Genomic DNA, 21,714 nt, shown 5'->3' with positions numbered 1-21,714 from the left:
GAGGCCTATTTTGAAAAGAGGTTACGGGGAATGGCAGAGAAAAAAAAGACCTATCTGGTTTTAGTAGATAAAATTATAGAATGCTATTTAGGAGGAAATCTGAAACCGGGTGATAGACTGCCTTCAGAAAGAGAATTGGCAGGCCAATTCAATGTCAGCCGGACAACCATCAGAGAAGCCCTGAGAACCATGGAACTGAACGGGCTCATCGATATCCGCCAGGGAGGCGGAAGCTACGTTAAAGTCTCTGATGTCCATGCAAGAAAAGAAGAAATCATCACAGCTGTCAAATCGGAAAATCCCCTAGTATATGAAATGCTAGAGCTCAGGCGTGCACTGGAAGTCGAATCCTCCTTTCTTGCTGCCAAAAGAGCCACTTCGGCAGACCTGGAGAAGCTGCGGATAGCTTTGAATCATATGGCTCTGTCCAAACAAGACCCGGAATTAGCGTTAAAAGCCGACCTTGACTTTCACATTGGGATTGCCGTGGCCACTCATAATTCGATTTTCATTGAATTAATACATACTCTAAAAGGACATATGGAAGATACCATTAGAGCTACACAGAATCATCGCTTTAAGGATCCGTCCCGTTACGAGGATACAATGGAAGAACATAAGGAAATTTATCTGGCTATTGCCTCTGGAAATGGGGATAGAGCGAAGGAATTAATGGAGGGGCACATTACGAATATTAGGGCCGAATTGGTGGAGTCGATGGTGATTGATATAGGGAGATGAAGGCATAAATGCAGCTAAGGCTTTAATTGAAAAGAAGCAGGAAACCATTATCGGATTCCTGCTTTATCTTTTACTATCAGCTCAGTTTCAATCTCTACTATATCATCCAAATATTTCGTTGTATTATATCCGAAAATATCCAGACTCTTCGGAACCACGTTATCCCCTTGTATCTTAAAGCTTTGAACTGTAAAAAAGTGACGAGGCTGTTCAATATCTTCGTAAATAAAAGGTGCTTTATTCATATCATATTCTTTTCCATTCTTATCAACGATGACTCCTTCATAATCCCCTTCCATTGAAATATTTTCTTCCTCAGTAGCAATATTGAAATGAAGTGATTCATACTCTCGATTTTTAATTTCATGATTGCTAAAGACAACTCTGGTAGGCTGGCCAATTTCCACCTTGTCAATTGAGATGGTACTGCCTGCATATTCGAAGGTTTGAGGATACTTTTTGGAAGTATCCAGTTCGACAGTTTTAAGCTCTTCAATTGATAAATTCACACTATGAAATTGAATTTTGACCTCATCAGTTTCTTTTTCAAAAAGAGGTTCAAAGTGCGCCTGGAAGTTACTCCATCTAAAATCCGGCTGTGTATATACATAGGAACTTCCAAATAAATCGGCTTCCGTTATTTTATTGTTAATTTTCATATTTTTAAAATTGATCATGTCTATCCGCTTCTTCTTCTGTTCAGTTTTGAGGCCATATTGCAGTATTGTCGCTGTTGGAGCAAGGATTAGTTTATCGAACCGAACCGGTACTCCCTCAATTTCAATATCTTCCTCCAATGCATACTCGGTAGAAGGCTGTTTTGTTACGGGAATCTCAAAATTCCACTCTCCTTCTTCCGGCTCAATACTCTTGTAAGAATCAGATGAGTCACCTACTATTTTCATAACCTTATTAATTTTGAGCTTAATTGTGCTTTTATCCTCTTTAAGTGGGGGCAGACTAATCTTCCCATGATAAGTATTCTTTTCCTCATTGTTAAGCTCCGATCCAAAATCAGGCGGATAGTACCTTTGAGAAGTATGATCATTCATGATATTACGTTCGTCTTCAATAAAAACACCGTCATCAAAATTAATCATGTATTGATTATTTTCATTGGTATCCTCAATCTCATAAAAAATAAGAGTCTGAACATCATCAGCTATCGCACTCTTAATCTTTATTTTCACCCCATCACTTTCTGCTTCCAGGTTCAGCCTCTCACCCACATCCGCCTGCAGAAAGGCACGCAGCTCCTGATTTTCCTCGGTCCAGGTGTAATAGAGCTTTGAAAAGGCGCCTGTAAAAAGCCCTGCAAAAAAGGCTAGAGCGAATATACCTGCGGCAATAAACCCATTTCTTTTACGTTTATTCTTCTTTTGCTGATTGAGACTTTCCCTTTCTGCAATTCGTTCTTTGACATTTTCCATAAAACCAGGTGGTACACTGAATTTCGCAATGGCTTCATTAAAGCCCAGCATAACTTCCTGTAAGGCTGCTAAATCTTCCTGGCAGTCCTGGCAATGATAGATATGTATTTCAAAATCAATCTTTCGCGGCCGGTCCATGTTTCTCTCCAGATAATCAACGTAAAGCTTTTGGAATTCTTTACAGCCGTGATAGTGCTCTCCATCTCCCATTCCGTTTCTGAGTGACTGGAGTCCTGAGAATATAAGCGCCTTAACCTGTTCGGCTGAAACCTGGAGAAGCTGTGCTGTTTCGTCCTTTGAGAGTCCTTTTATGTATGTTAAAACCAGTACTTCTCTTTTCTTCTCTTTTAACGGATGGAGTGCATGAAATATCTCTTGATGGTAATCACTTACCTCCGAAGCTTGTATACTTTTATTAAGAGAAAGCTCCCGGCAGATAAGGATAAAAATAGATAAAACCGATATTTCGAAAGATGTGCTGCTTTTAAACCTTGGCAGCTCCTTGTGCACCTGTAAAATGGCCCGATAAAAAAGCTCCTCTATCTTGCGTTGGTTCCCAAGATAGGACAAGCCAATTGCATATAAGGATCGCTGATGCTGTTCAAACCAGTTAACGATGGATTCTATACCTTTTACTCTTATCATCACTGGTAAACTGGGATTGTTTTTTGCTGGGATAATCAAGACCAGTCTCCCCTCTATGTATGTCTAATTATTTATTTACCTGGTTTAATTATAACGATTAGTGTGGAATTGTTCACCAAAATTTGGATAAGAAATTCATGTTACCTCAGGCAAATAAAAAAACTCCTTTTGCAGAAGTTCTGCAAAGGAGTTATTCGAATGATAAGCTATCTATATCCCTCCACATCGGCCGGTTTCCCCGCCTCCTGGACCTCCACCAGATATCTGAAAGCATCAGGCTGAGAACCGTCCAGATCATGAAAGTTGTACATTTTGGCCAGCTGGCCACTGGAATAGGACCCTCCGTTCAACCGTTTTTTATCAGGATCCTTTGCTATGGCACTAATTGCACGCCCTATATACCTTGGTGTTTCAGAAATCACGAAATGAGGCTCCTTAATGGCCGCATCTTTCCAGTTTTCCTCTTTTACCCCAAATACCTCAAGCATGATTTCAGAACGCATCCAGCCGGGTGAAACAGCTACCGCTGTGCAATCATAAGGTTCAAGTTCATGTGCCAGCGCTTTAGCCATCCTGATAACCGAGCTCTTAGCCAAATCATAAAATAAAGACAGGCGGTAACGATTTTGATTGTACTCCTCTGTTCCGTCTGTGATTTCGGCAACTAATCCGCCTTTGTTTTTGATCAGGAGAGGGAGGGCATAATGACTTGTGATAATATGCGTATCAATCGCCAGACGAAGCATTCTCATCCCCTTCTCCAGGGAATGCTCCCAGACAGGAATATCCCATTCCATCAAATTTTCGCTTCCCCATATATCATTGACTAGGATATCCAGCCTTCCTTGTTCTTTCTCTATTCTTTCAATCAATGACTGCACCTGATCAGGTATCAGATGATCCACTTGGACAGCAATACCATTACCGCCCAGTTCGCTGACTAATTCTGCTGTTTCCTCAATGGTTTCCTTACGGCCATATTCCGACATCTGATTTCGGGTCGTACGCCCTGTAACATACACTGTCGCACCTGCAGCTCCCAGTTCCATGGCAATGCCGCGGCCAGCTCCCCGTGTTCCTCCGGCTACCAGCGCTACCTTCCCTTTTAATGATGTCATTCCGATTTGCCCCCTTTTGTGTTATATCTATACTATAATCATTAAAGTTGACATCCAATGTCATATTTAACATTATTATTATCCAGGAGTGAACAGAATGCGGGCGGACAGACTCATTTCTATATTATTATTGCTTCAAAATAACGAAAGAATGACCTCAAGGGAATTGGCAAAAGAATTGGAGGTAACAGAACGCACAATACACCGGGATATGGAAGCCTTAAGCGCTGCAGGCATTCCTGTCCTCGCTGAACGCGGAAAATTTGGCGGATGGAGACTGCTTGAGAAATACAGAACAAATCTTACAGGATTAAAGGCAGATGAAATCAAAACACTGCTTCTATCCCCTTCCTTCGAGCATCTAGCGGACCTTGGAATCAGTAGGGATTGGAAAGAAGCACGCCAGAAACTCCTCGCGGCCATTCCTGCTCCACTGAAAGAGGATGTTAAAGACATTTCCAATCGGATTCATATAGACACCAGCACTTGGAGACAAACACCAAGGGAAATGAAGTCTTTTGAAATTCTGCAGCAGGCGGTATGGGAGGAGAAAAAGCTTCAGATTAAATACGAAAAGGCAGATAAACAAACGAGCGACAGAATTGTAGAGCCTTTAGGACTGATCGCTAAAGGGAATACCTGGTATCTAATCGCTGCTTCTGACGAACAGATAAAGAGCTATCGTGCTTCGAGAATAGTGGATGCAGATCTTATTAATGAGAAATTCAGCAGGCCGAGTGACTTTGATCTCGCTGATTATTGGCAGGAATCTAAGCAGAAATTTATTAGCAGCCTTCCTAAGTTTGAGGTGGAAGTGGAGATGTCTCCATCCATTATTCAGCGGATTAATTTTACTGGGCGATTTGTACGGGTGATACACATGGATAACCCTAGGGATAATGGATGGATTCCTGTAAGCCTTAGCTTTGATACTGAACAAGAGGCGAGAGAGTATATACTTGGGTTTGGGAATCAGATTAAGATTGTAAGGCCTGTTTCGCTTAGGAAAAGTGTGTGGGAAATGGCTGAGAGTGTTGTTAATTTTTATAAAGAATATGAGGAGTAAACAAGGAAAAAAGGGGTCTCTAATTGACCAGAGCCTTTCCAACAGTACATAACGGATTAACCCCCGCAGGGTCAGGCACCAATATTAAAAACGAGCCTCCTCAATCATTTCTGAGGCTCGTTTTTGTCCATAGTCCACTTATGTAACTACTAAAGAAAAATTAATTTCATGAACAATTCACTTTTTCAATGATATCAGACAGCTTTTCTTTATAGACTATTAATATGTTATCACTCGAATTCTTTCATTCATTATCCTCTATATTTAATTGCCAGTCCTTTTAAGAAATTTCTGGCAAAATTGTCTAAGCATATTTTATAATTTTTGTGTCCTTCTTTTCTTAAAAACGCTCCGAGTTCTCCTTTTGATACGTTTAATCCAGCTTTTTTGAATACATCTATCATGTCCTCTGTTGTTAAGGACAAGGCGATTTTGGTTTTCTTTAAAAGGATATTGTTTACATTTGTAGTTTTTTCTATGGATGGTTCTGGCGTATTATTTTGACCTGGTTTTGGCTCTTGTTTACCTCTTTTATAAATAATGAAGCCATTCAAAAATGAATTTAACATATTATTTGTCAATTTTATTTGGCTGCCATTCTCTTCTTCATCATCTGTCTTTTTGAGGATCTTCACCACCTCTGGTACGGTCACTTCTATTCCTCCAAGTTTAAAGATTTCTGCCATTTCACTATTTTTGATTTCTAGCGCATATCTCAATCGAATTAATATATCATTATTATCCATCAACTTACTTCCTCCTATTTTTCACTGCTCTTTATTACAACAGTATGCATTTAAATATCTTAAGTCTATCATAGCCGAAGCCTCACAATGAGTAGAACGGAAACAATCCATTTAATATGCTTTAGCACCAAAAGCGAGTAAGTGGATAGCACAAAAAACCGCACAGCGTCCCACTATGCGGCCATTATATGTATATTTGGCGGGACCGCCTGGGAATCGAACCCAGCTGACCACACACGGTGGTCACAAGCGGTTTTGAAGACCGTGGAGGGCACCAGCACCCCAATCAGCCCCGTAAAGACTCTTCCTATTATAAGGGCAATTGATGCTGTTTTCAAGACTAATGCTTCCTTTCTTGTCGTATCGCGGGACAAGGCTTATAATAAGGACAGGAAAAAATGTGTGTAGGTGAAGGAAATGCTAGAAGGCTGGTTTATGTATTTTATATTGTTTTGGGTTGTCGTTCTGATTTCGTTCTTCGCGATCGGCGGATTTTTTATGTTCCGCAAATTCTTAAAGCGCATGCCCAAAGAAGATGGCAAATCAGATTTGGATTGGGAAGAGCATTATGTCAATGAAACGCGCCATCTATGGCAGCAGAAGGAAAAAGATCTGCTGGAGGATCTGGTAAGTCCAGTTCCTGAACTGTTCAGAGATGTAGCAAGAATGAAAATAGCCGGCAAAATCGGTGAACTTGCCCTAAAGGAAAAGGCAGCACAAATCGATCAGGACCTCCTGATTCGCGGCTATATATTAGCCACTCCAAAAAGAGATCATAAATTTCTCCGCAAGAAATTGACGGAAAAACAGATAAATATGACTCCATACGAGCACTTATTTTAGGCCATTTCGTATCATCGGAATGGTTTTTTATTATACGGGCTTTTAAAAGCCACACATAGTTTCAGCACGTGTGGATTGGAGTGGAAGTCACTCGACTCCTGCGGGAGTAGCATACCAAGGGAGACCCCACAGACGCGAATGCGTCGAGGAGGCTCCCGGTAGCCCCGCGGAAAGCGAGTGTCTGGAACGGAAATCCACACATGCTTAATTCAATTCTTGAAATTAAATAGGATAGTCAGAATATCTAATGAATAGAAATGAAGAGTACTCTATCCAAAAAGGAGAAGTCCAATGACCACAAAAGAAGTCTTATTAAAACAACTATCCGCCTGCCTCGACCAGCCCAATTGGTTTGTCCCTTTATCAGCTGCCATCGAAGGACTATCAGCAAAAGAAGCATCTTTCAAGTCAGGAACCGCCAATTCGGTCTGGCAGATCGTCACCCACCTTACCTTCTGGAATGACCGCTATCTAACAAGATTCAAAGAATTGCCGCTCGCCCAAACCCATATCGCCAATGACGATACATTCAGCACAAAAGAATCCGTTACAGAAGAGGATTGGCAATCTGCTATAAAAGCTCTTCAAAACGTATTGTCTGAGTGGATCAAAGCCCTGGAAGAATGCAGTGAAGAAAAGCTCCTCTTATCCGCCTATAAGGAACCAATTGAACCCTGGTCGTCTGTCATTTCCAATCTAACCATCCACAACGCCTATCACATCGGACAGATTGTCGAAATCCGGAAGATGTACGGACTTTGGGACCCCAAAAATGGTGTCCATTAATCAATAACAAAAAATCCGCCGAGCCTATGCCCGGCGGATTTCATTCTATCAAGTTGTTTTCGGATTCCCCGATTCATGCAGCTCCTGATGAAGCTTCCGATAATTCATATACATCGCTATCCTCCACGGCACGATCATTGAAAATGCGAGAATCCAGAACATGCCGCTCAGCTGGCCATAGTCAATCGTTGAGCTAAGGACCATTTTTCCAATAATCCGGATTATAAGCAAGCCTATCAATATAAAAGCGAATGCTTTGGAACGCTTCAGATAAATATCGCTGTCTCTGACTTCAAAGGAGGATGTTTTAATTAAAAGGATGGAAAAAAGCATTCCAACTGCGGCTGCTTCCAGGATCTCCATTGGGGTAACGCGAAAATAAGGAACGACAAACATAAGAGCACCTGTGCTCATAAAAATCGGCGGCAAGATGATTTTCTTGGCGGAAGCCGGCTTTTTTGCGGCCTTCATACGGATGAACATTACGAAGATCGCCATAAAAACGGCACCGATTGATGAAATTAATACAAAGTCCATTCGATTTCATCCTCTATTTCATTTGATTACTAACCATATTATATCTTAATAGGCTTGATTTAGGTACTCAGAAGGATAAAAGTTCAATAAAAAAAGCCACTCCAGCTGATACCCGGACACATCCGTATGTCCAGGGTACCCTGAGTCAGCTCTTAGCTTAATACCCGATTCACAGCTTCTAATACACGGCCTTCATCAAATGGTTTTATGATAAAATCTTTCGCGCCAGCTTCAATGGATTCAACCACTACCTTCTGCTGGCCCATGGCTGAACACATGATTACTTTTGCATTAGGGTTTTCCCTCTTAATTTCCCTGACAGCCTCAAGCCCGCTCATTTCAGGCATTGTGATATCCATCATTACCAGATCAGGCTTCAGATTTTCAAATAGGTGCACGGCTTCTTTACCGTTTTCCCCTTCGCCCACAATTTCATGGTCGGCTTTTTTTAAAATGCTGCCAAGGGTAACCCTCATAAACTTTGCATCGTCTACTATTAAAATTCTCGCCACCACTGTTTCCCCCTTGTAGTGCATTGGAAGCTATATCTCTATTATACTACATTCATAGTAAAAAATACCCATAAAAACAATTATTAAACATCTAATCGAACAAAATTCCTTAAGAGAGACACATTTTTCCACGCCCAAAGAACACATATTTCAATATATCGAAGTATCAGATAAATTTCAATTGAAAGAATATGACAAATTTCGACCACGTCACATAGCCCTTTTTACATATAACAAAAAAAGAGCACATTCCCAATTTGAATGTGCTCCTGCTTTTAGAAACCTGTAAATCCGCCAAATAGCGGTGAAAGAATCGCAATGATTTTTGTCATCCAGTCAAAGAATAAGACAACACCCATGATCATCATCAATACGCCGCCGATTTTCATAATCTTGGCACTGTTTCGTCTGATCCATTGCAGCTTGCCAACAAAGAAAGAAAGCACGAAGAATGGGATTCCGAAACCAAGAATATAGGCAATCATATAAACCATTGCTGAGCTTGGATTAGAAGCTGCGAGTGAAATCACAGCTCCCAGAATTGGTCCTGTACATGGGGTCCAGCCGGCAGCAAACGCCATCCCGATTAGTACCGAACCAAGCAATCCGGCAGGACGGTTTTTAAACTCGAACCGCCTTTCTTTCATTAAGAATTCCGGCTTGATGACTCCCACTACCAGCAATCCAAAGAAGAAGATAAATATAGCTCCCAGCTGGCGGATGAGGTCTTGATATTCAGTAAAGAAACGGCCTATGAAAGTAGTGCCAAACCCAATAGCAATAAAAATAGCCGAAAATCCAAGAAGGAAGAATAGCGTGTGCAGCATGCTCCGTCTTTGCAGCATCGCATTCTCTTCTTTTATCTCCCCTACAGACATTCCTGTAATATACGATAAGAATGCTGGATATAACGGCAGGCAGCAAGGAGAAATGAAGCTTAAAAACCCTGCCCCTAAGGCAATAAATACATTCAAATCTGTCATAGTCACAACTCCTGATACTCATTCATTCCCATTTCATTCTAACAAATCCCATATAGAAAAGATAATGGATAGAATGTGAACATTTTGTGTCCCCGAATATTTCACACATTTCTGAGTAAACCACCGGCTATTATATTAATTCATATTAGATTTCAACCTAAAACATGTATTTTTAATGTAAATGTTACTAAAGTTTAAAACAAGTTTCTTTTGAATTAATTACCATTATTCGATATACTAGTATAGGACTTAACAAATTCTGTTATTATCTTTCATCTTTTGACATGGAATAGAATTGGCAGAGTAAAGCCTACATATAAGAAATAATCAGAGAGGAACTATTGGCCATGTGTAAACAGGAACTGCTTACATTGATTGAACAGAAAAGAACAGAGTTAATTCAAGTGGCCATGAAAAGCGGCTTAAGCTCTGCCGCAGCAATCCGGTACAGCCAGGAGCTGGATGCCCTATTAAATGAATATAACCGAACCTTTATAAAAAAAGTGCAGACACATTAAGAAACAGCCATGCAACCTATGCAGGCTGTTTCTTACATTTATCCCTCTGAATCTAAGCAGTTATTTATTAATAACAATCGATAATTTATAATTTGCATGCTTATTCAAGTCTGTTAAAAATTGATCTAACCGTTCATTAGACTGGAATTTGCATTCAAGTATGTAACAGCCATCCCCGCTGATTTTATAATTATGTATGATTTCCTGCTGTGTTTTTACGAAGGTCAGATACGGCTGATGATTCATACTTTGAGTAATAACCGTAATAAAAGCATGGATGGAATACCCTAATTTCTCCTGGTTCACTTTGATTGTGTATCCCTCAATTACGCCCTGATCTTCTAATTTTGCCAATCTTGATGCGGCTGCCTGGCCAGTTAAATGGACTTTCTCCCCCAGCTCCTTCATGGTGATCCGGCTGTTTTTGGAGAGTTCCTCCAAAATACGCCAATCCGTGTGATCCAGCATTTTTTCAACTCCTTTCACTTTTCAAGTTAAACGGCAAAAAGACTTGATTTTATCTATGTAAGTACCAATGGGTCTTAGTATAAACTAAACCTAAATCAAAGAAAAGGAGTACATTTATATGAATATACAGCAAATCCGCAACGCTACACTAGTTGTCCAATATGCAGGCAAAAAGATTTTAATTGATCCCTTTTTAGCAGAAAAAGGAACTTACCCGCCTTTTCCAAATTCATTGAGACAAGATCAAAACAATCCTTTAACAGAGCTTCCGGTTTCCATTGATGAAATTATTCATAATGTGGATGCAGTGATTGTTACCCACCTGCATTTAGACCACTTTGATGATGCAGCCAAAGAAGCATTGCCAAAAAACATTAAAATGTTTGTGCAAAATGAAGAAGATGCTGCTGAAGTGAGAAATGCTGGTTTTAATAATATTGAAGTGCTCCATGAAGATAATGTTTTTGAAGATATCCAACTAATCAAAACAAAGGGCGAACATGGCAGGGGCGAAATTTTAAAACTGGCCGGTCTTGTTTGCGGAGTTGTCTTCAAACATCAAAGTGAAAAAACACTTTATGTAGCTGGAGATACAGTTTGGTATGATGCTGTTCAGGAAGTCATTGAAACACACAATCCTGAAGTCATTGTTGTAAATGGCGGAGATAACCAGTTTCTTGAAGGCGGCTCGCTAGTTATGGAGAAAGAGGATATCTATGAAGTTTCCAAGGCTGCCCCGGATGCTAAGATTATTTCCGTCCATATGGAGGCCGTCAACCATTGGACACTATCAAAGGAAGAGTTAAAAAGCTACAGTAAAGACAAAGACTTTTCCGATCAATTATTAGTGCCTGAAGATGGAGAATCCTACTCCTTTTAAGAGACGAAAAGACGTGTGGCTATTCACACGTCTTTTCTATTAGCCTACTGCATCCTCCACTTTCTCAGCCGACCCATTCTGCAGCAGATACATTTTATGATACAAACCGCGCTTGGCAAGTAATTCCTGATGCGTTCCTCTTTCTACTATTTCCCCCTGATGAAGAACGAGAATCAATTCTGCATCCTGTATCGTAGACAATCGATGAGCAATCGCAATCGTCGTGCGGCCCTTCCGCATTTTCTCCAGTGCAGTTTGAATCGCTTCCTCTGTTTCTGTATCAATGTTGGCTGTTGCTTCATCCAGCACAAGAATTTTCGGATTGGCAGCAATCGTTCTTGCAAAGGCAATAAGCTGTCTTTGCCCGCTCGAAAAAGTCGATCCGCGCTCAACCACCGCATGCTCATATCCGTTTTCCAGCTTATCTATGAATGTGTGGGCCTGAACAAACTGAGCCGCAGCTTTGATCTCTTTATCTGTCATTTTCTCATTATGAAGTCTGATGTTATCCTTAATCGTCCCGTAAAATAGGAAAGGATCCTGAAGGACGAGTCCCATTTTCGCGCGCAATTCTTCCGCTGGATAAGACTTAATGCTTTTTCCGTCAATGAAAATACCGCCGCGCTCATATTCATAGAATCGCATCATTAAATTAATGATTGAGCTCTTGCCGCTGCCGGTATGGCCTACAAGGGCAACGGTTTCACCCTGCTTGGCTGTAAAAGAAATATTTTTCAATACATCCCTTTTGCCGTCATAGGAGAAGCTGAGGTTCCTAAACTCAATCTCTCCTTCCTTAATTCCAGCAGACAGGTTATCCTCCTGTTCAGGAGCAAGTTCCTTTTCGTCCAGCAGCGCAAACGCTCTTGAAGCGGCAATGATTGCCTGCTGATACATGGAAAGCCTCATCATGATCTGATTAACAGGCTCAAAAAAACGGTCAAGATAGCTGACAAAGGCATACAGCACACCGATTTCGATCGGATTGTTAAAGGAAGAAATGCCAAAGAAGCTCAATACAATAATAAGTGACAGTACATACACAAGGTCGATGGCAGGCCTTAACAGCAGCCCATCCATTTTGATATTGCGCATACCTGCTTGATAGTGCTGCTCATTGATATCGCCAAATTCCTTCCGCAGCCTTTTTTCCTGCCTGAATACCTGGATGATGGACATTCCCTGCAGTGATTCACTCAGCTTAGCATTCAGCTGGCTCAGCCTTTCCCTTAAGTCCTTATAAAATACCGAACTGTATTTACGGTACGTACGAATGATCATAAAAAGAATCGGGAGAATCACCAGGCAAAATAGTGCCAGCTTCACATTCAGGATAAACATCGCCACAAAGATCCCTGTCAGCAGGAAGGCACCCTGAATAAAGGTAACCAGGACACTGACAAACATATCCTTAATAGCTTCTGTATCATTGGTAACTCTTGATACAATGCTTCCGGCAGGCGTTTTATCAAAGTATTTCAAGCCCAGTGACTGAACTTTTGAAAAGACATCCACACGCAGCTGCTGAATGATTTTAAGCGCAATTTCCTGAAATTTCAGCAGCTGAAAATAGGATACCAGCACATTCATAATCTGAATGCCCAGATATGCTGCACCAAGAGCAAATAACGGCTCGAAAACCAGGTTCCTTGGTGTTAAATAATCATCGATAAAAATTTTGACAAGAATCGGCCCCAATATGTCTCCAATCGTCGTTAGCAGAAGCAAACTGAAGGCAAGTATGATTGTTTTCTTATGCGGTTTTGTATAGGAAAGCAGCCGGAAAAGGACCTTCCGCTGCTCTTTCCCTTTCATAATCGGTGTCTTTTCCATCGGCTTATCCCCCATGCTCCACAAGCTCTTCCAGCTGCTGGCGCAGATACATATTCTTATACCAGCCTTCTTCAGCCATCAGTTCATCATGTGAACCCCGCTGAACAATTTTCCCTTCATCCAGCACCAATATGAGATTCGCATGCTGAATGGCGCTCAGCCTGTGAGCGGTTATGATCGTTGTCTTGCCTGCCCGCTCACCACGCAATGAAGTAAGGATAGCTTCCTCTGTTTTCGCATCAACGGCGGAAAGTGAGTCATCCAAAATCAATACTTCCGGTTTCATCAGAAGGGCTCGTGCAATGGAAATACGCTGCTTCTGCCCTCCGGAAAGCGAGACCCCTCTTTCACCCACAACGGTTTTATAGCCATCTGTGAATTCTAGAATATCCTCATGGATATTGGCCAGTTTCGCTGCTGCATAAATATCTTCAAGATCTGCATCTGGCCTCGTGAAAGCTATATTTTCAGCAACAGTGGCAGAGAACAGAAAGTGCTCCTGCGGGACATAGCCAATCGCTTCCCTCAGCTTTTCGATTTTATAGCGGTTGATAGTATGTCCTGCAAAAAGAATTTCCCCTTCATAGCCTTCAAACTCACGGATCAAAAGCTTCAGAAGTGTGGTTTTGCCAGCACCCGTTTTACCTGCTATGCCGAGAGTCTCTCCTCTTTCCAGCCTAAAATGAATATCCTTAAGCAGCGCTTCCTGTTCACCCGGATAGGCGAACTCCTCAATCTTGTACTCAATATCACCGCTCGGAACTTCATTGATGCCAGTCTCATCATCCTTAATATCGATTTCTTCTGCAAGAAGCACAGAGACTCGATCATAGGAGGCGCGGCCTCTCTCGACAATGTTGAACAGCCAGCCAAATGCGAGCATTGGCCAAATCAGGAGACCCAGATAGGCAGTAAATGAAACCAGCTGCCCGATGGTCAGCTCTCCTGCAATAACATATCTGGACCCAAAAGCAATAGATAGGAAGAAAGAGATTCCTACAATAATGCTGATCGTCGGATCAAACAAAGAATCAACACGTGCAACAGAAATGTTTTTTTGCACTACATCTTCAGACTGCCTGCGGAAATCTTCAATATCTTCTTTTTCCTGTCCGAATGTTTTAATCACTTTAATTCCTGAAACACTTTCCTGAGTTTTGTCATTCAGTGAAGAAAAAGCCTCCTGTGCTTTGTGGAACCGTCTATGAAGCAGTGTTCCATACCAGCTCGTTAAGAGTGCCATGAACGGCATCGGAACCAGACTGATTAGTGTAAGCTTCCAGCTGATTGTTGTCGCCATGGCGATGATAACGAAACCGCCTGTCGCCAGTGAATCGACAAATGTGAGGACCCCCGCTCCTGCCGTCTGCTGAATTGCCTGCAGATCATTTGTCGCATGGGCCATCAAGTCCCCCACTCGCTTTTTCTGGTAGAAGGACTGTGACATATTCGTAAAATGCTGATAAAGCCTGTTGCGCAGGAGTTTGGACAGCTTAACGGCTGATCCGAAAATCATAATGCGCCAATAATAGCGGAGCACATACATCATGAGGGCTGTAACAGCAAGAAGTCCTATCCACATTAATAATGCCTTTGCAGTCAGCTCGCCATTTTTAATCGAGTCGACCACAATGCCGACCACCTTTGGCGGCACCAGCTGAAGCATTGCCACAAATAACAGCAGAATAATCCCGTTTACATAAGCCTTTTTCTCCTTCTTAAAAAACCACATCAAATCCCAAAAAACCTTCATACCCCATCCTCCGAAATTCGAAACATAATAGCTTAAATAGTTTAACAAATATTGAGAAAATAAGGAAGATTTTTTCTCGAAAAGAAAAAAGCACCCATTCATTTGGATGCTTTATTGTCCTAATGCTTCTATTCGGTTTATCAGGCTTGTTGCTTCATGAATGGTAGTGAACAGCTCTGAGTTCTCCAGCTGATCCAGCGCAAGGTTGCCGTTCTCCAATACTTTATTTATTTCAGCCAGAAGCGCTTCATTCTGTGTCACCAGCTCCTGATGAACATCTTCTGCCAGCTTCGGGATATCCTGAAGGGCGATAAATTCTTCAACTTCCTGCTTAAGCGTCGTCAATCTGTCTTCAAGTTCCTGCTTTAATGCCGGATCCGCTGCCGCCTCCTGAATCATTTGCGGCGCCTCTTCAGCAAAGTCGCTTAATGTATTGATATGCTCAGTCGCTTCATTAACATAGTCAATGGAATTATTCACTTCACCCAGAACGGAACAGCCATTTAATAACATAGAAACGGTAAGGAGCCCTATTAGTATTACTTTTTTCATTTGCTCGTTCCTTTCATGATTTGTCATAGTATATATACGGTCAGTATAAAAGAAGGTTTCATTTTGGATATAAAAAAACCACCTTCCTTGTATTGTAACAGAAAAGTGGTTTCCGATGGGATGCTTGTCCCTGATTATTTGCCAGTCTGCTTGTTCATGGCATTCATCATTTGGTTGATCTTCTTCTGAGATGGCTTCATGCCCATTTGCATCATCATCATTTTAAGCATTTGTTCATTAATTGGCGGATTTTTCTCCAGGTAGCTCATCATATATTTTCGAGCAATGAAAAATCCTAGTGCTACACCGGCAAGAAGCGCCAGTACACCAACTAGAATGTACATACCCATACTAACTTCCTCCTTCATGTTGTCTATCATACAGTGTACTAGACCAAAGGTTATTATACAATATTTGCTTTGTTTTTTCTCTTATTTTAGACGAATTTTCTCTCTTTTATCGGTTTTAGCCACCCATAGCGCTTATGCTGGAGGTCAACAGCCAGGAAGGAAGACTCGCTTTTTCGCAGCACTTCGAAAAATACCGTCTCTGCCTCATAGCTGCCAGCTGCTTCTAAAACCAGGCTCCGTTCAAATACTTCAAGCTTCGCCCTGCTTCTTTTGCTCATCTCTATATAGTATGCACTTTTTTCTATAATAAAGTCTTTTTTTCGCTGCAGCTGCTGATGGATATATTGATGCACTTTCAAACCCGGGATTGGCTTAGTCACAAAATCAATTTGCTTCGATAGAATAGACTTCATTTCACCTGATGAACACTCATACTCTTCAAACAACTGAAAAAACATTCGCTCTCTGCCAAAATAATGGGACGCAAATTCATCTTCTATTAAATACAATTGATAAGCTCTCATCTGGCCCCTCCTTCCGGGACAATCCATTTCTTTCAATTATAAGCAACCAAAAATAAGGAATGTGTCTGAAGATGTTAAAAAATTTCACTAATTTTGTCGAAAACGAAGAATTCAGTTGATTATGAGGATTCTTGGTGGAAGAGCTGCTAAATTAGCTGATCAAAATATTTACTATGTCAATTTCCCGGTTTTACTGAAATGTAATCCTTTTTTTTAAACACATCACACAAAAAAGGAAGAGCCTCTCAGCTCTCCCTCGTCAGTTAATATTATCCCTGCAGCAATGCTTTTACGCGTGCTACAACGTTTTCAACTGTGAATCCGTATTCTTCCATAATCTTCTCACCTGGAGCAGATGCGCCGAAGGTATCGATTGCAAGAACATCGCCTTCGTCTCCTGCATAACGGTGCCATCCAAGTGAAGATCCCATTTCAATGGCAAGACGCTTCTTGACTGTCTTAGGAATTACGCTTTCTTTGTACTCTTTTGATTGAGCCTCGAAGCGGTCCCAAGCAGGCATGCTTACAACAGATGCATGGATGCCTTCGCCTTCAAGCGCTTTTTGTGCTTCAACAGCCAGGCTTACCTCAGATCCTGCAGCAAGCAATAATACATCCGCGCTGCTGTTGGAAGCTGGTGAAACAACATAAGCACCTTTTTGTACGCCTTCGTATGCTGCTGAATCCGTTCCTTTTAATGTAGGAAGGTTTTGGCGGGTCAATACTAGTGCAGTTGGCTTGTTTGTTGATTCGATTGCTGTTTTCCATGCAGCTGCTGTTTCGTTTCCGTCAGCAGGGCGGACAACAGAAAGGTTTGGCATTGCACGCAATGCAGCAAGCTGTTCTACAGGCTCATGTGTAGGACCGTCTTCACCGACAGCGATACTGTCATGTGTGAAAACATACGTAACAGGCAGATTCATAAGTGCAGCCAGACGGATTGCCGGGCGCAGGTAATCAGAGAACACGAAGAATGTTCCGCCGAATACTTTTAATCCGCCGTGAAGAGCCATACCATTCAATGCAGCACCCATTGCAAATTCACGTACACCGAACCAGATGTTGCGGCCGTCAAATGACTCAGCCGTAAAGTCTCCTGTACCTTTGATCATTGTTTTGTTGGAGCCTGCAAGGTCGGCAGATCCGCCAAAGAATGAAGGAAGGTTTTGTGCGATTGCATTTAGCACTTCTCCGGAAGAAGCACGGCTAGCAAGGCTCTTTCCTTCTTCATAAACAGGGATGGCTTTATCCCAGCCTTCAGAAAGCTCGCCATTGATTGCCTGCTCCAGCTGTTTTCCTAACTCAGGATGTGCTTCTTTGTATTGTGCAAAAAGGTCTTCCCATTCCTGCTGCTTTTTAGAGCCGCTTTCCACAACCTGCTGCTTGAAGTGATCATATACTTCCTGTGGAACATGGAAATCTTCATCGAAAGTCCACTTATAGGCTTCTTTCGTTAATTTCAATTCGTCAGCACCTAGCGGAGCACCATGAACATCAGATTTGCCTGATTTGTTTGGAGAACCGTAGCCAATGACTGTTTTGACTTCAATCATTGTTGGCCGGTTTTCATCCTGCTTCGCCTCTTCAATTGCTTTTGCGATTTCGTGAAGATCATTGCCGTCTTCTACGCGGATATACTGCCAGCCGTATGACTTGAAGCGCTGTTCAACACTTTCAGAAAAAGATTTATCAAGGTCACCATCAAGTGAGATATCATTTGAATCATATAGAACAACCAGTCTTCCAAGCTTTAAGTGGCCAGCAAGGGAAGCAGCTTCAGCCGAAACGCCTTCCATAAGGTCTCCGTCACCGCAGATGCTGTATGTATAGTGATCAACCACATTGAAGTTGTCTTTGTTGTATGTTGCAGCCAGGTGGCGCTCTGCCATTGCCATACCAACAGCCATTGCAATACCTTGACCTAATGGGCCTGTTGTTGCATCAACACCTGGAGTATGGCCGTATTCAGGGTGGCCAGGCGTCTTGCTTCCCCACTGTCTGAACTCTTTAATGTCATTCATGGAAACATCATAGCCGGAAAGATGAAGAAGGCTGTATAGAAGCATCGAGCCATGTCCTGCAGAAAGGACGAACCGGTCACGGTTGAACCATTCTGGATTTTTCGGGTTATGGTTCATGAAGCGTGTCCAAAGTGTATAAGCCATTGGCGCTGCACCCATCGGCATGCCCGGATGGCCGGAATTCGCCTTTTCAATGGCGTCGATTGATAAAGTACGAATGGAACTGATGGATAGTTCATCTGTGTGATTAAACATTCAATACATCCTTTCGAGTAGTAATTCTTTACTCTTTTTATATTATCGGGTGTCCCTTTTTTTCACAACCAATAGGGTCAGAAAAGGACAAAAAAAGCCGGTTTGTTACTATATTGACACAAATAGACCCGGCATATGTAAAAAAGCGGAGATATCCGGCAATAAATCCGTAAAGTCTTCTCCGCATTCTATTAAAAGAAGGAATACAGCATTGTGTATCCCTTGCATTTATAATATTAGTGAAGGCGGTTTTTATTTTGGAATTCTTTCAGCTTTTTAGGAGTAACGTCGTTTCCTTTCGGGTCAACAATTGTAACACCTTTAAGCGTGTTTAACATGCCAGAGCGAAAAGTCTCCAAATACTCTTTGCGGAGAGAAGTCTGCTCTTTCGCTTCTGCTTCTGTTAATCCGGATTCCTTTGCCTTCTTTGCCAGTGCATTAATTCGGGCAAGTTTTTGTTTTGGCAGCATATTAAAGCTCCTTTATATCAAAAGTTTACCTTTGAATATTCTAAATAGAAGTTCTTATTATACAATAGCTTCAAATATAGAACAATACTGAAACTCAACTGCCATCATACTAAAAAAGAACACTTTTGACAAGAAAAGTGCTCTATTCAGGAAGTAATTCAATATGTTCTTTATACCTTCTATGGACAGTTGCTTTTGAGATATTATAGCCAAAACCCCTAAGCGTTGCAGCAATCTCTGCAAATGTTAATTCGTTTTTCCTTAGCCTGACAATTTCCTCTATCGGCACCTCTATTCTTTCCCTGCCTCCATTTGCTCCCTGATTGCTTAAGTTCTTCTCGGGCCGGTAACCTTTATCAATAGCCCGCTGCATGCCGCGTCTGATTTTGATGTTATGAAGCTTTCTCTGATACTCCTCTACCATTCCAACAATGTTCAGCACCATCGAATCTGATTCCGAAAGTTCGAGCTGGCCGTTATTCGAAATGCTGTATAGCTGGACTTCTTCTTTTAAAATGCAATGGAGTATTGCAATCTTTGCATTGCCCCGCCCAAGCCTGGTTTCATCCTGAATGAGGACAACCTTGATATCCTTTTCTTTAATTAAGTCTAAAAGCTCCAATATACCGTCTCTTTCAAGATCGTATCCGCTGGCCTGTTCGCGAATCACCTTGACCACTTCAAAATTATGCTTTTTCGCCAGAATCACCAGCTCTTCTTCCTGCCTTGAAAGGGACGTTTCCTGAGTATCCTTTGTTGTACTAACCCTGCAGTAAATAATAGCTTTCATAACTTCTCCTTATTCATAAAGGTCTGAACTGGCAAGCTCTTTATAAGGCTCGTCATCCAGAGCTTTTACTGGAATTACAATTTCATCGCCCGGAAAAATCCTTCCAGACGCAATCTCATTATTTTGTTCCACCCAATTAATAAATTGATCTGTAGACAGCGAATGTTCAGCCGAAAAATTCTCAGCAATTTTCCATAAAGAGTCGCCTTCTGCAACAGTGACTTTCACAAACTTTTCCGTATCGGGTGTTTCTATTTGCACGAGCATAATAAACGATGCTGCCAGGCTTAAAACGAAGAGAATAATAGCATAAGAATATGATTTCCACAATTTTTTAAACATGATATACCACCTCTGAAAAGAATATATGTTCGCATTTGATGATTTTATTATAGACCGAACATTTGTTTTGTGTCAATGAAAATTCGAACTTATGTTTGTATCATATGGTAATTGGTGCTATAATTGAGACAACAAAAACATACGAGGTGCGTAAAGATGGTGAAATTATCAAAAAGGCAGCAAGATATATTAGAGTTTATAAAAGAAGAAGTTAAATTGAGGGGTTATCCGCCTTCTGTAAGGGAAATCGGGGAAGCAGTCGGCCTTGCTTCAAGCTCAACAGTTCACGGCCATCTCGCCAGACTTGAAAGCAAAGGGCTGATCCGCAGAGATCCTACTAAACCGCGCGCCATTGAAATTTTAGACCTGGACGAGTCTTCTCACATTCCTAAAGTCAGTGCAGTTAATGTTCCGATCGTCGGTAAAGTAACTGCAGGTCAGCCGATAACGGCCATTGAAAATGTCGAAGAATACTTCCCTCTTCCAGAAAGAATGGCACCAGCTGACGAGCATGTATTCATGCTTGAAATCATGGGAGAAAGTATGATTGAAGCCGGAATCCTTGATGGCGACTATGTCATCGTCAAACAGCAGAGCACTGCCAATAATGGAGATATCGTGGTTGCCATGACAGAGGAAGACGAAGCAACTGTCAAGAGATTCTTTAAAGAAAAAGACTTTATCCGTCTTCAGCCGGAAAACTCTACAATGGAACCTATCATCCTTCGAAATGTTTCCATCCTTGGAAAGGTTATAGGTGTATACCGCCATATGCATTAATAGAGTGATAAAAAGCAAGCAGCCTCTGCCTGCTTTTTATTTTTTCCAATTTTAAGAAGGTTATCAGTTCCTATTACCTGATGCTATTAGCGAAATCATACGAAAGTAACGGATACTTTTTCTTTTGGCATAAAGTTACAGTCAAGTATGACTATTTTATTGTTCTGAAAATTCGGTATTTTTATGCATATTAATTTATAGCCACTTTCTATATAATGGTAATACACCGAGAATCAACCTAAGGTCGCTTGTCCAAAATCTCGACTTTAGGAGTGTGAAGAAAAAATGTTTTTGAACATTACCTTCGCTTTGTTGATTGGTGGGCTGGTTGGTGTCGTTGGACATATTCGGAAAGAAGGCAAAATGGTCAAACCCAGAAGGACAAAAAAGTTCATCTATCTGGGGGTCTTTGAAGAAGTAATCATGGGGGCTTTAGCGGCTGTTTTTTTGGTCGTATCTTCAGATCCTGACTCTGCCTTAAAGGTAGTTCTCCTGGCGGTGATTGCAGGGTTTGGAGGAGATGCACTGCTGACATGTCTCGATTTCTTAAAGATCAGACATAAAGAATAGAGAGATGCAGAGAAATACGAATTAGTTAAAACCTCGTTCATCTGTAAACGGGGTTTTTGTATTTGCCTTTTTAAAAATACTCCCCGGCTAAAGTGGCCAGGGAATTTCAAATTTTCTTAGTACGAGAACATGTACTGCCCGCCCTCCCAAGAATGCACTCGCATACGTGAAAAAACACACCACCTGCTGGGAGAAATCCTG

At 41.5% G+C, this 21,714-nt stretch carries 24 protein-coding genes and 1 tRNA gene; 8 read left to right on the top strand and 17 right to left on the bottom strand.

The genetic code is table 11. From position 1 onward, the window contains the following. The first annotated feature begins 30 nt into the window (after positions 1 to 30). On the top strand, positions 31 to 741 hold the full coding sequence (locus ACEQ1T_RS10140) for a FadR/GntR family transcriptional regulator (RefSeq protein WP_206836693.1): 711 nt from the start codon (positions 31 to 33) through the stop codon (positions 739 to 741). Between the two features lie 47 nt (positions 742 to 788). Here ACEQ1T_RS10140 and ACEQ1T_RS10135 read toward each other — a convergent pair whose 3' ends face one another. Beyond that, positions 789 to 2,855 carry a DUF4179 domain-containing protein gene (locus ACEQ1T_RS10135; RefSeq protein ID WP_370222720.1) on the bottom strand — a complete coding sequence of 689 codons (2,067 nt, stop codon included), beginning with the start codon at positions 2,853 to 2,855 and terminating at the stop codon, positions 789 to 791. Between the two features lie 167 nt (positions 2,856 to 3,022). Further along, positions 3,023 to 3,934, bottom strand: a complete 912-nt coding sequence (locus tag ACEQ1T_RS10130; RefSeq protein ID WP_206836688.1) for an SDR family oxidoreductase — start codon at positions 3,932 to 3,934, stop codon at positions 3,023 to 3,025. Between the two features lie 97 nt (positions 3,935 to 4,031). On the opposite strand from ACEQ1T_RS10130, the gene ACEQ1T_RS10125 reads away from it, so the two are divergent. Beyond that, positions 4,032 to 5,000, top strand: a complete 969-nt coding sequence (locus ACEQ1T_RS10125) for a YafY family protein (RefSeq protein ID WP_206836685.1) — start codon at positions 4,032 to 4,034, stop codon at positions 4,998 to 5,000. 251 nt (positions 5,001 to 5,251) lie between these two features. Here the strand turns inward: ACEQ1T_RS10125 and ACEQ1T_RS10120 are convergent, their stop codons facing one another. Continuing rightward, complete coding sequence (locus ACEQ1T_RS10120) at positions 5,252 to 5,746, bottom strand: DUF1456 family protein (protein ID WP_206837664.1); 495 nt, start codon at positions 5,744 to 5,746, stop codon at positions 5,252 to 5,254. Between the two features lie 197 nt (positions 5,747 to 5,943). Further along, positions 5,944 to 6,040 (bottom strand) — tRNA-Sec (locus tag ACEQ1T_RS10115). Between the two features lie 123 nt (positions 6,041 to 6,163). Here ACEQ1T_RS10115 and ACEQ1T_RS10110 point away from each other — a divergent pair. After that, positions 6,164 to 6,589, top strand: coding sequence for a DUF2621 domain-containing protein (locus ACEQ1T_RS10110; protein ID WP_019381898.1), 426 nt, complete (start codon positions 6,164 to 6,166; stop codon positions 6,587 to 6,589). Between the two features lie 291 nt (positions 6,590 to 6,880). Beyond that, positions 6,881 to 7,375, top strand: coding sequence for a DinB family protein (locus ACEQ1T_RS10105; protein WP_206836683.1), 495 nt, complete (start codon positions 6,881 to 6,883; stop codon positions 7,373 to 7,375). Between the two features lie 48 nt (positions 7,376 to 7,423). On the opposite strand, the gene ACEQ1T_RS10100 is transcribed toward ACEQ1T_RS10105, so the two are convergent. From ACEQ1T_RS10100 to ACEQ1T_RS10090, 3 genes are all read right to left on the bottom strand, one after another. Beyond that, positions 7,424 to 7,912, bottom strand: coding sequence for a CcdC family protein (locus ACEQ1T_RS10100; protein WP_206836681.1), 489 nt, complete (start codon positions 7,910 to 7,912; stop codon positions 7,424 to 7,426). A 152-nt stretch (positions 7,913 to 8,064) separates the two neighbouring features. Next, the gene (locus ACEQ1T_RS10095; RefSeq protein WP_206836678.1) at positions 8,065 to 8,424 is read right to left on the bottom strand and encodes a response regulator; all 360 of its coding nucleotides are present in this window, start codon (positions 8,422 to 8,424) and stop codon (positions 8,065 to 8,067) included. Positions 8,425 to 8,699: 275 nt separating this feature from the next. After that, on the bottom strand, positions 8,700 to 9,407 hold the full coding sequence (locus ACEQ1T_RS10090) for a cytochrome c biogenesis CcdA family protein (RefSeq protein ID WP_071156551.1): 708 nt from the start codon (positions 9,405 to 9,407) through the stop codon (positions 8,700 to 8,702). A 347-nt stretch (positions 9,408 to 9,754) separates the two neighbouring features. Here ACEQ1T_RS10090 and ACEQ1T_RS10085 point away from each other — a divergent pair, with 347 nt between their 5' ends. Next, on the top strand, positions 9,755 to 9,925 hold the full coding sequence (locus ACEQ1T_RS10085; protein WP_009330553.1) for an aspartyl-phosphate phosphatase Spo0E family protein: 171 nt from the start codon (positions 9,755 to 9,757) through the stop codon (positions 9,923 to 9,925). Positions 9,926 to 9,985: 60 nt separating this feature from the next. Here ACEQ1T_RS10085 and ACEQ1T_RS10080 read toward each other — a convergent pair whose 3' ends face one another. Then, positions 9,986 to 10,393, bottom strand: coding sequence for an Lrp/AsnC family transcriptional regulator (locus tag ACEQ1T_RS10080; protein WP_370222718.1), 408 nt, complete (start codon positions 10,391 to 10,393; stop codon positions 9,986 to 9,988). A 118-nt stretch (positions 10,394 to 10,511) separates the two neighbouring features. Between ACEQ1T_RS10080 and ACEQ1T_RS10075 the strand changes: the two genes are divergently transcribed. Further along, positions 10,512 to 11,273 carry an MBL fold metallo-hydrolase gene (locus ACEQ1T_RS10075; RefSeq protein WP_370222717.1) on the top strand — a complete coding sequence of 254 codons (762 nt, stop codon included), beginning with the start codon at positions 10,512 to 10,514 and terminating at the stop codon, positions 11,271 to 11,273. Positions 11,274 to 11,312: 39 nt separating this feature from the next. On the opposite strand, the gene ACEQ1T_RS10070 is transcribed toward ACEQ1T_RS10075, so the two are convergent. The 9 genes from ACEQ1T_RS10070 to ACEQ1T_RS10030 all read right to left on the bottom strand — a co-directional run bounded on the left by ACEQ1T_RS10070 (position 11,313) and on the right by ACEQ1T_RS10030 (position 20,163). Then, the gene (locus ACEQ1T_RS10070) at positions 11,313 to 13,106 is read right to left on the bottom strand and encodes an ABC transporter ATP-binding protein (protein WP_206836669.1); all 1,794 of its coding nucleotides are present in this window, start codon (positions 13,104 to 13,106) and stop codon (positions 11,313 to 11,315) included. A 4-nt stretch (positions 13,107 to 13,110) separates the two neighbouring features. Further along, positions 13,111 to 14,859 carry an ABC transporter transmembrane domain-containing protein gene (locus ACEQ1T_RS10065; RefSeq protein WP_370222716.1) on the bottom strand — a complete coding sequence of 583 codons (1,749 nt, stop codon included), beginning with the start codon at positions 14,857 to 14,859 and terminating at the stop codon, positions 13,111 to 13,113. A gap of 111 nt (positions 14,860 to 14,970) precedes the next feature. After that, complete coding sequence (locus ACEQ1T_RS10060) at positions 14,971 to 15,411, bottom strand: DUF6376 family protein (RefSeq protein WP_370222715.1); 441 nt, start codon at positions 15,409 to 15,411, stop codon at positions 14,971 to 14,973. Positions 15,412 to 15,545: 134 nt separating this feature from the next. After that, positions 15,546 to 15,761: a YneF family protein gene (locus ACEQ1T_RS10055; protein WP_009330559.1), complete on the bottom strand. Its 216-nt coding sequence runs from the start codon at positions 15,759 to 15,761 to the stop codon at positions 15,546 to 15,548. A gap of 86 nt (positions 15,762 to 15,847) precedes the next feature. Beyond that, complete coding sequence (sirA, locus tag ACEQ1T_RS10050) at positions 15,848 to 16,285, bottom strand: sporulation inhibitor of replication protein SirA (RefSeq protein WP_035330668.1); 438 nt, start codon at positions 16,283 to 16,285, stop codon at positions 15,848 to 15,850. Positions 16,286 to 16,554: 269 nt separating this feature from the next. Then, positions 16,555 to 18,561 carry a transketolase gene (tkt, locus tag ACEQ1T_RS10045; protein WP_370222714.1) on the bottom strand — a complete coding sequence of 669 codons (2,007 nt, stop codon included), beginning with the start codon at positions 18,559 to 18,561 and terminating at the stop codon, positions 16,555 to 16,557. A 236-nt stretch (positions 18,562 to 18,797) separates the two neighbouring features. Then, positions 18,798 to 19,031 carry a DUF896 domain-containing protein gene (locus ACEQ1T_RS10040; protein WP_206836655.1) on the bottom strand — a complete coding sequence of 78 codons (234 nt, stop codon included), beginning with the start codon at positions 19,029 to 19,031 and terminating at the stop codon, positions 18,798 to 18,800. 142 nt (positions 19,032 to 19,173) lie between these two features. Then, positions 19,174 to 19,821, bottom strand: coding sequence for a recombinase family protein (locus ACEQ1T_RS10035; protein WP_206836652.1), 648 nt, complete (start codon positions 19,819 to 19,821; stop codon positions 19,174 to 19,176). Positions 19,822 to 19,830: 9 nt separating this feature from the next. After that, complete coding sequence (locus ACEQ1T_RS10030) at positions 19,831 to 20,163, bottom strand: LysM peptidoglycan-binding domain-containing protein (protein ID WP_206836649.1); 333 nt, start codon at positions 20,161 to 20,163, stop codon at positions 19,831 to 19,833. A gap of 156 nt (positions 20,164 to 20,319) precedes the next feature. Between ACEQ1T_RS10030 and lexA the strand changes: the two genes are divergently transcribed. Then, entirely contained in the window at positions 20,320 to 20,943 is a 624-nt protein-coding gene (lexA, locus tag ACEQ1T_RS10025) for a transcriptional repressor LexA (RefSeq protein WP_053436273.1), read from the top strand. A 285-nt stretch (positions 20,944 to 21,228) separates the two neighbouring features. Beyond that, positions 21,229 to 21,513, top strand: coding sequence for a DUF4257 domain-containing protein (locus ACEQ1T_RS10020; RefSeq protein WP_009330566.1), 285 nt, complete (start codon positions 21,229 to 21,231; stop codon positions 21,511 to 21,513). The last annotated feature ends 201 nt before the right edge of the window (positions 21,514 to 21,714 follow it).

The sequence above is a fragment of the Cytobacillus sp. genome (genome assembly GCF_964223445.1).
Classification (GTDB): Bacteria; Bacillota; Bacilli; order Bacillales; family Cytobacillaceae; genus Cytobacillus.
The sequence above is the reverse complement of the archived record's forward strand: the minus strand, read 5'-3'. Positions and strand labels throughout refer to the sequence as shown.

Coding starts and splice junctions, on each gene's coding strand:
- ACEQ1T_RS10055 (WP_009330559.1), bottom strand. CDS start 15,761: ATGGGTATGTACATTCTAGTTGGTGTACTGGCGCTTCTTGCCGGTGTA.
- ACEQ1T_RS10130 (WP_206836688.1), bottom strand. CDS start 3,934: ATGACATCATTAAAAGGGAAGGTAGCGCTGGTAGCCGGAGGAACACGG.
- ACEQ1T_RS10120 (WP_206837664.1), bottom strand. CDS start 5,746: ATGGATAATAATGATATATTAATTCGATTGAGATATGCGCTAGAAATC.
- ACEQ1T_RS10040 (WP_206836655.1), bottom strand. CDS start 19,031: ATGCTGCCAAAACAAAAACTTGCCCGAATTAATGCACTGGCAAAGAAG.
- ACEQ1T_RS10080 (WP_370222718.1), bottom strand. CDS start 10,393: ATGCTGGATCACACGGATTGGCGTATTTTGGAGGAACTCTCCAAAAAC.
- lexA (WP_053436273.1), top strand. CDS start 20,320: ATGGTGAAATTATCAAAAAGGCAGCAAGATATATTAGAGTTTATAAAA.
- ACEQ1T_RS10140 (WP_206836693.1), top strand. CDS start 31: ATGGCAGAGAAAAAAAAGACCTATCTGGTTTTAGTAGATAAAATTATA.
- ACEQ1T_RS10110 (WP_019381898.1), top strand. CDS start 6,164: ATGCTAGAAGGCTGGTTTATGTATTTTATATTGTTTTGGGTTGTCGTT.
- sirA (WP_035330668.1), bottom strand. CDS start 16,285: ATGAGAGCTTATCAATTGTATTTAATAGAAGATGAATTTGCGTCCCAT.
- ACEQ1T_RS10020 (WP_009330566.1), top strand. CDS start 21,229: ATGTTTTTGAACATTACCTTCGCTTTGTTGATTGGTGGGCTGGTTGGT.
- ACEQ1T_RS10075 (WP_370222717.1), top strand. CDS start 10,512: ATGAATATACAGCAAATCCGCAACGCTACACTAGTTGTCCAATATGCA.
- ACEQ1T_RS10125 (WP_206836685.1), top strand. CDS start 4,032: ATGCGGGCGGACAGACTCATTTCTATATTATTATTGCTTCAAAATAAC.
- ACEQ1T_RS10035 (WP_206836652.1), bottom strand. CDS start 19,821: ATGAAAGCTATTATTTACTGCAGGGTTAGTACAACAAAGGATACTCAG.
- ACEQ1T_RS10105 (WP_206836683.1), top strand. CDS start 6,881: ATGACCACAAAAGAAGTCTTATTAAAACAACTATCCGCCTGCCTCGAC.
- ACEQ1T_RS10065 (WP_370222716.1), bottom strand. CDS start 14,859: ATGAAGGTTTTTTGGGATTTGATGTGGTTTTTTAAGAAGGAGAAAAAG.
- ACEQ1T_RS10030 (WP_206836649.1), bottom strand. CDS start 20,163: ATGTTTAAAAAATTGTGGAAATCATATTCTTATGCTATTATTCTCTTC.
- ACEQ1T_RS10100 (WP_206836681.1), bottom strand. CDS start 7,912: ATGGACTTTGTATTAATTTCATCAATCGGTGCCGTTTTTATGGCGATC.
- tkt (WP_370222714.1), bottom strand. CDS start 18,561: ATGTTTAATCACACAGATGAACTATCCATCAGTTCCATTCGTACTTTA.
- ACEQ1T_RS10090 (WP_071156551.1), bottom strand. CDS start 9,407: ATGACAGATTTGAATGTATTTATTGCCTTAGGGGCAGGGTTTTTAAGC.
- ACEQ1T_RS10060 (WP_370222715.1), bottom strand. CDS start 15,411: ATGAAAAAAGTAATACTAATAGGGCTCCTTACCGTTTCTATGTTATTA.
- ACEQ1T_RS10085 (WP_009330553.1), top strand. CDS start 9,755: ATGTGTAAACAGGAACTGCTTACATTGATTGAACAGAAAAGAACAGAG.
- ACEQ1T_RS10070 (WP_206836669.1), bottom strand. CDS start 13,106: ATGGAAAAGACACCGATTATGAAAGGGAAAGAGCAGCGGAAGGTCCTT.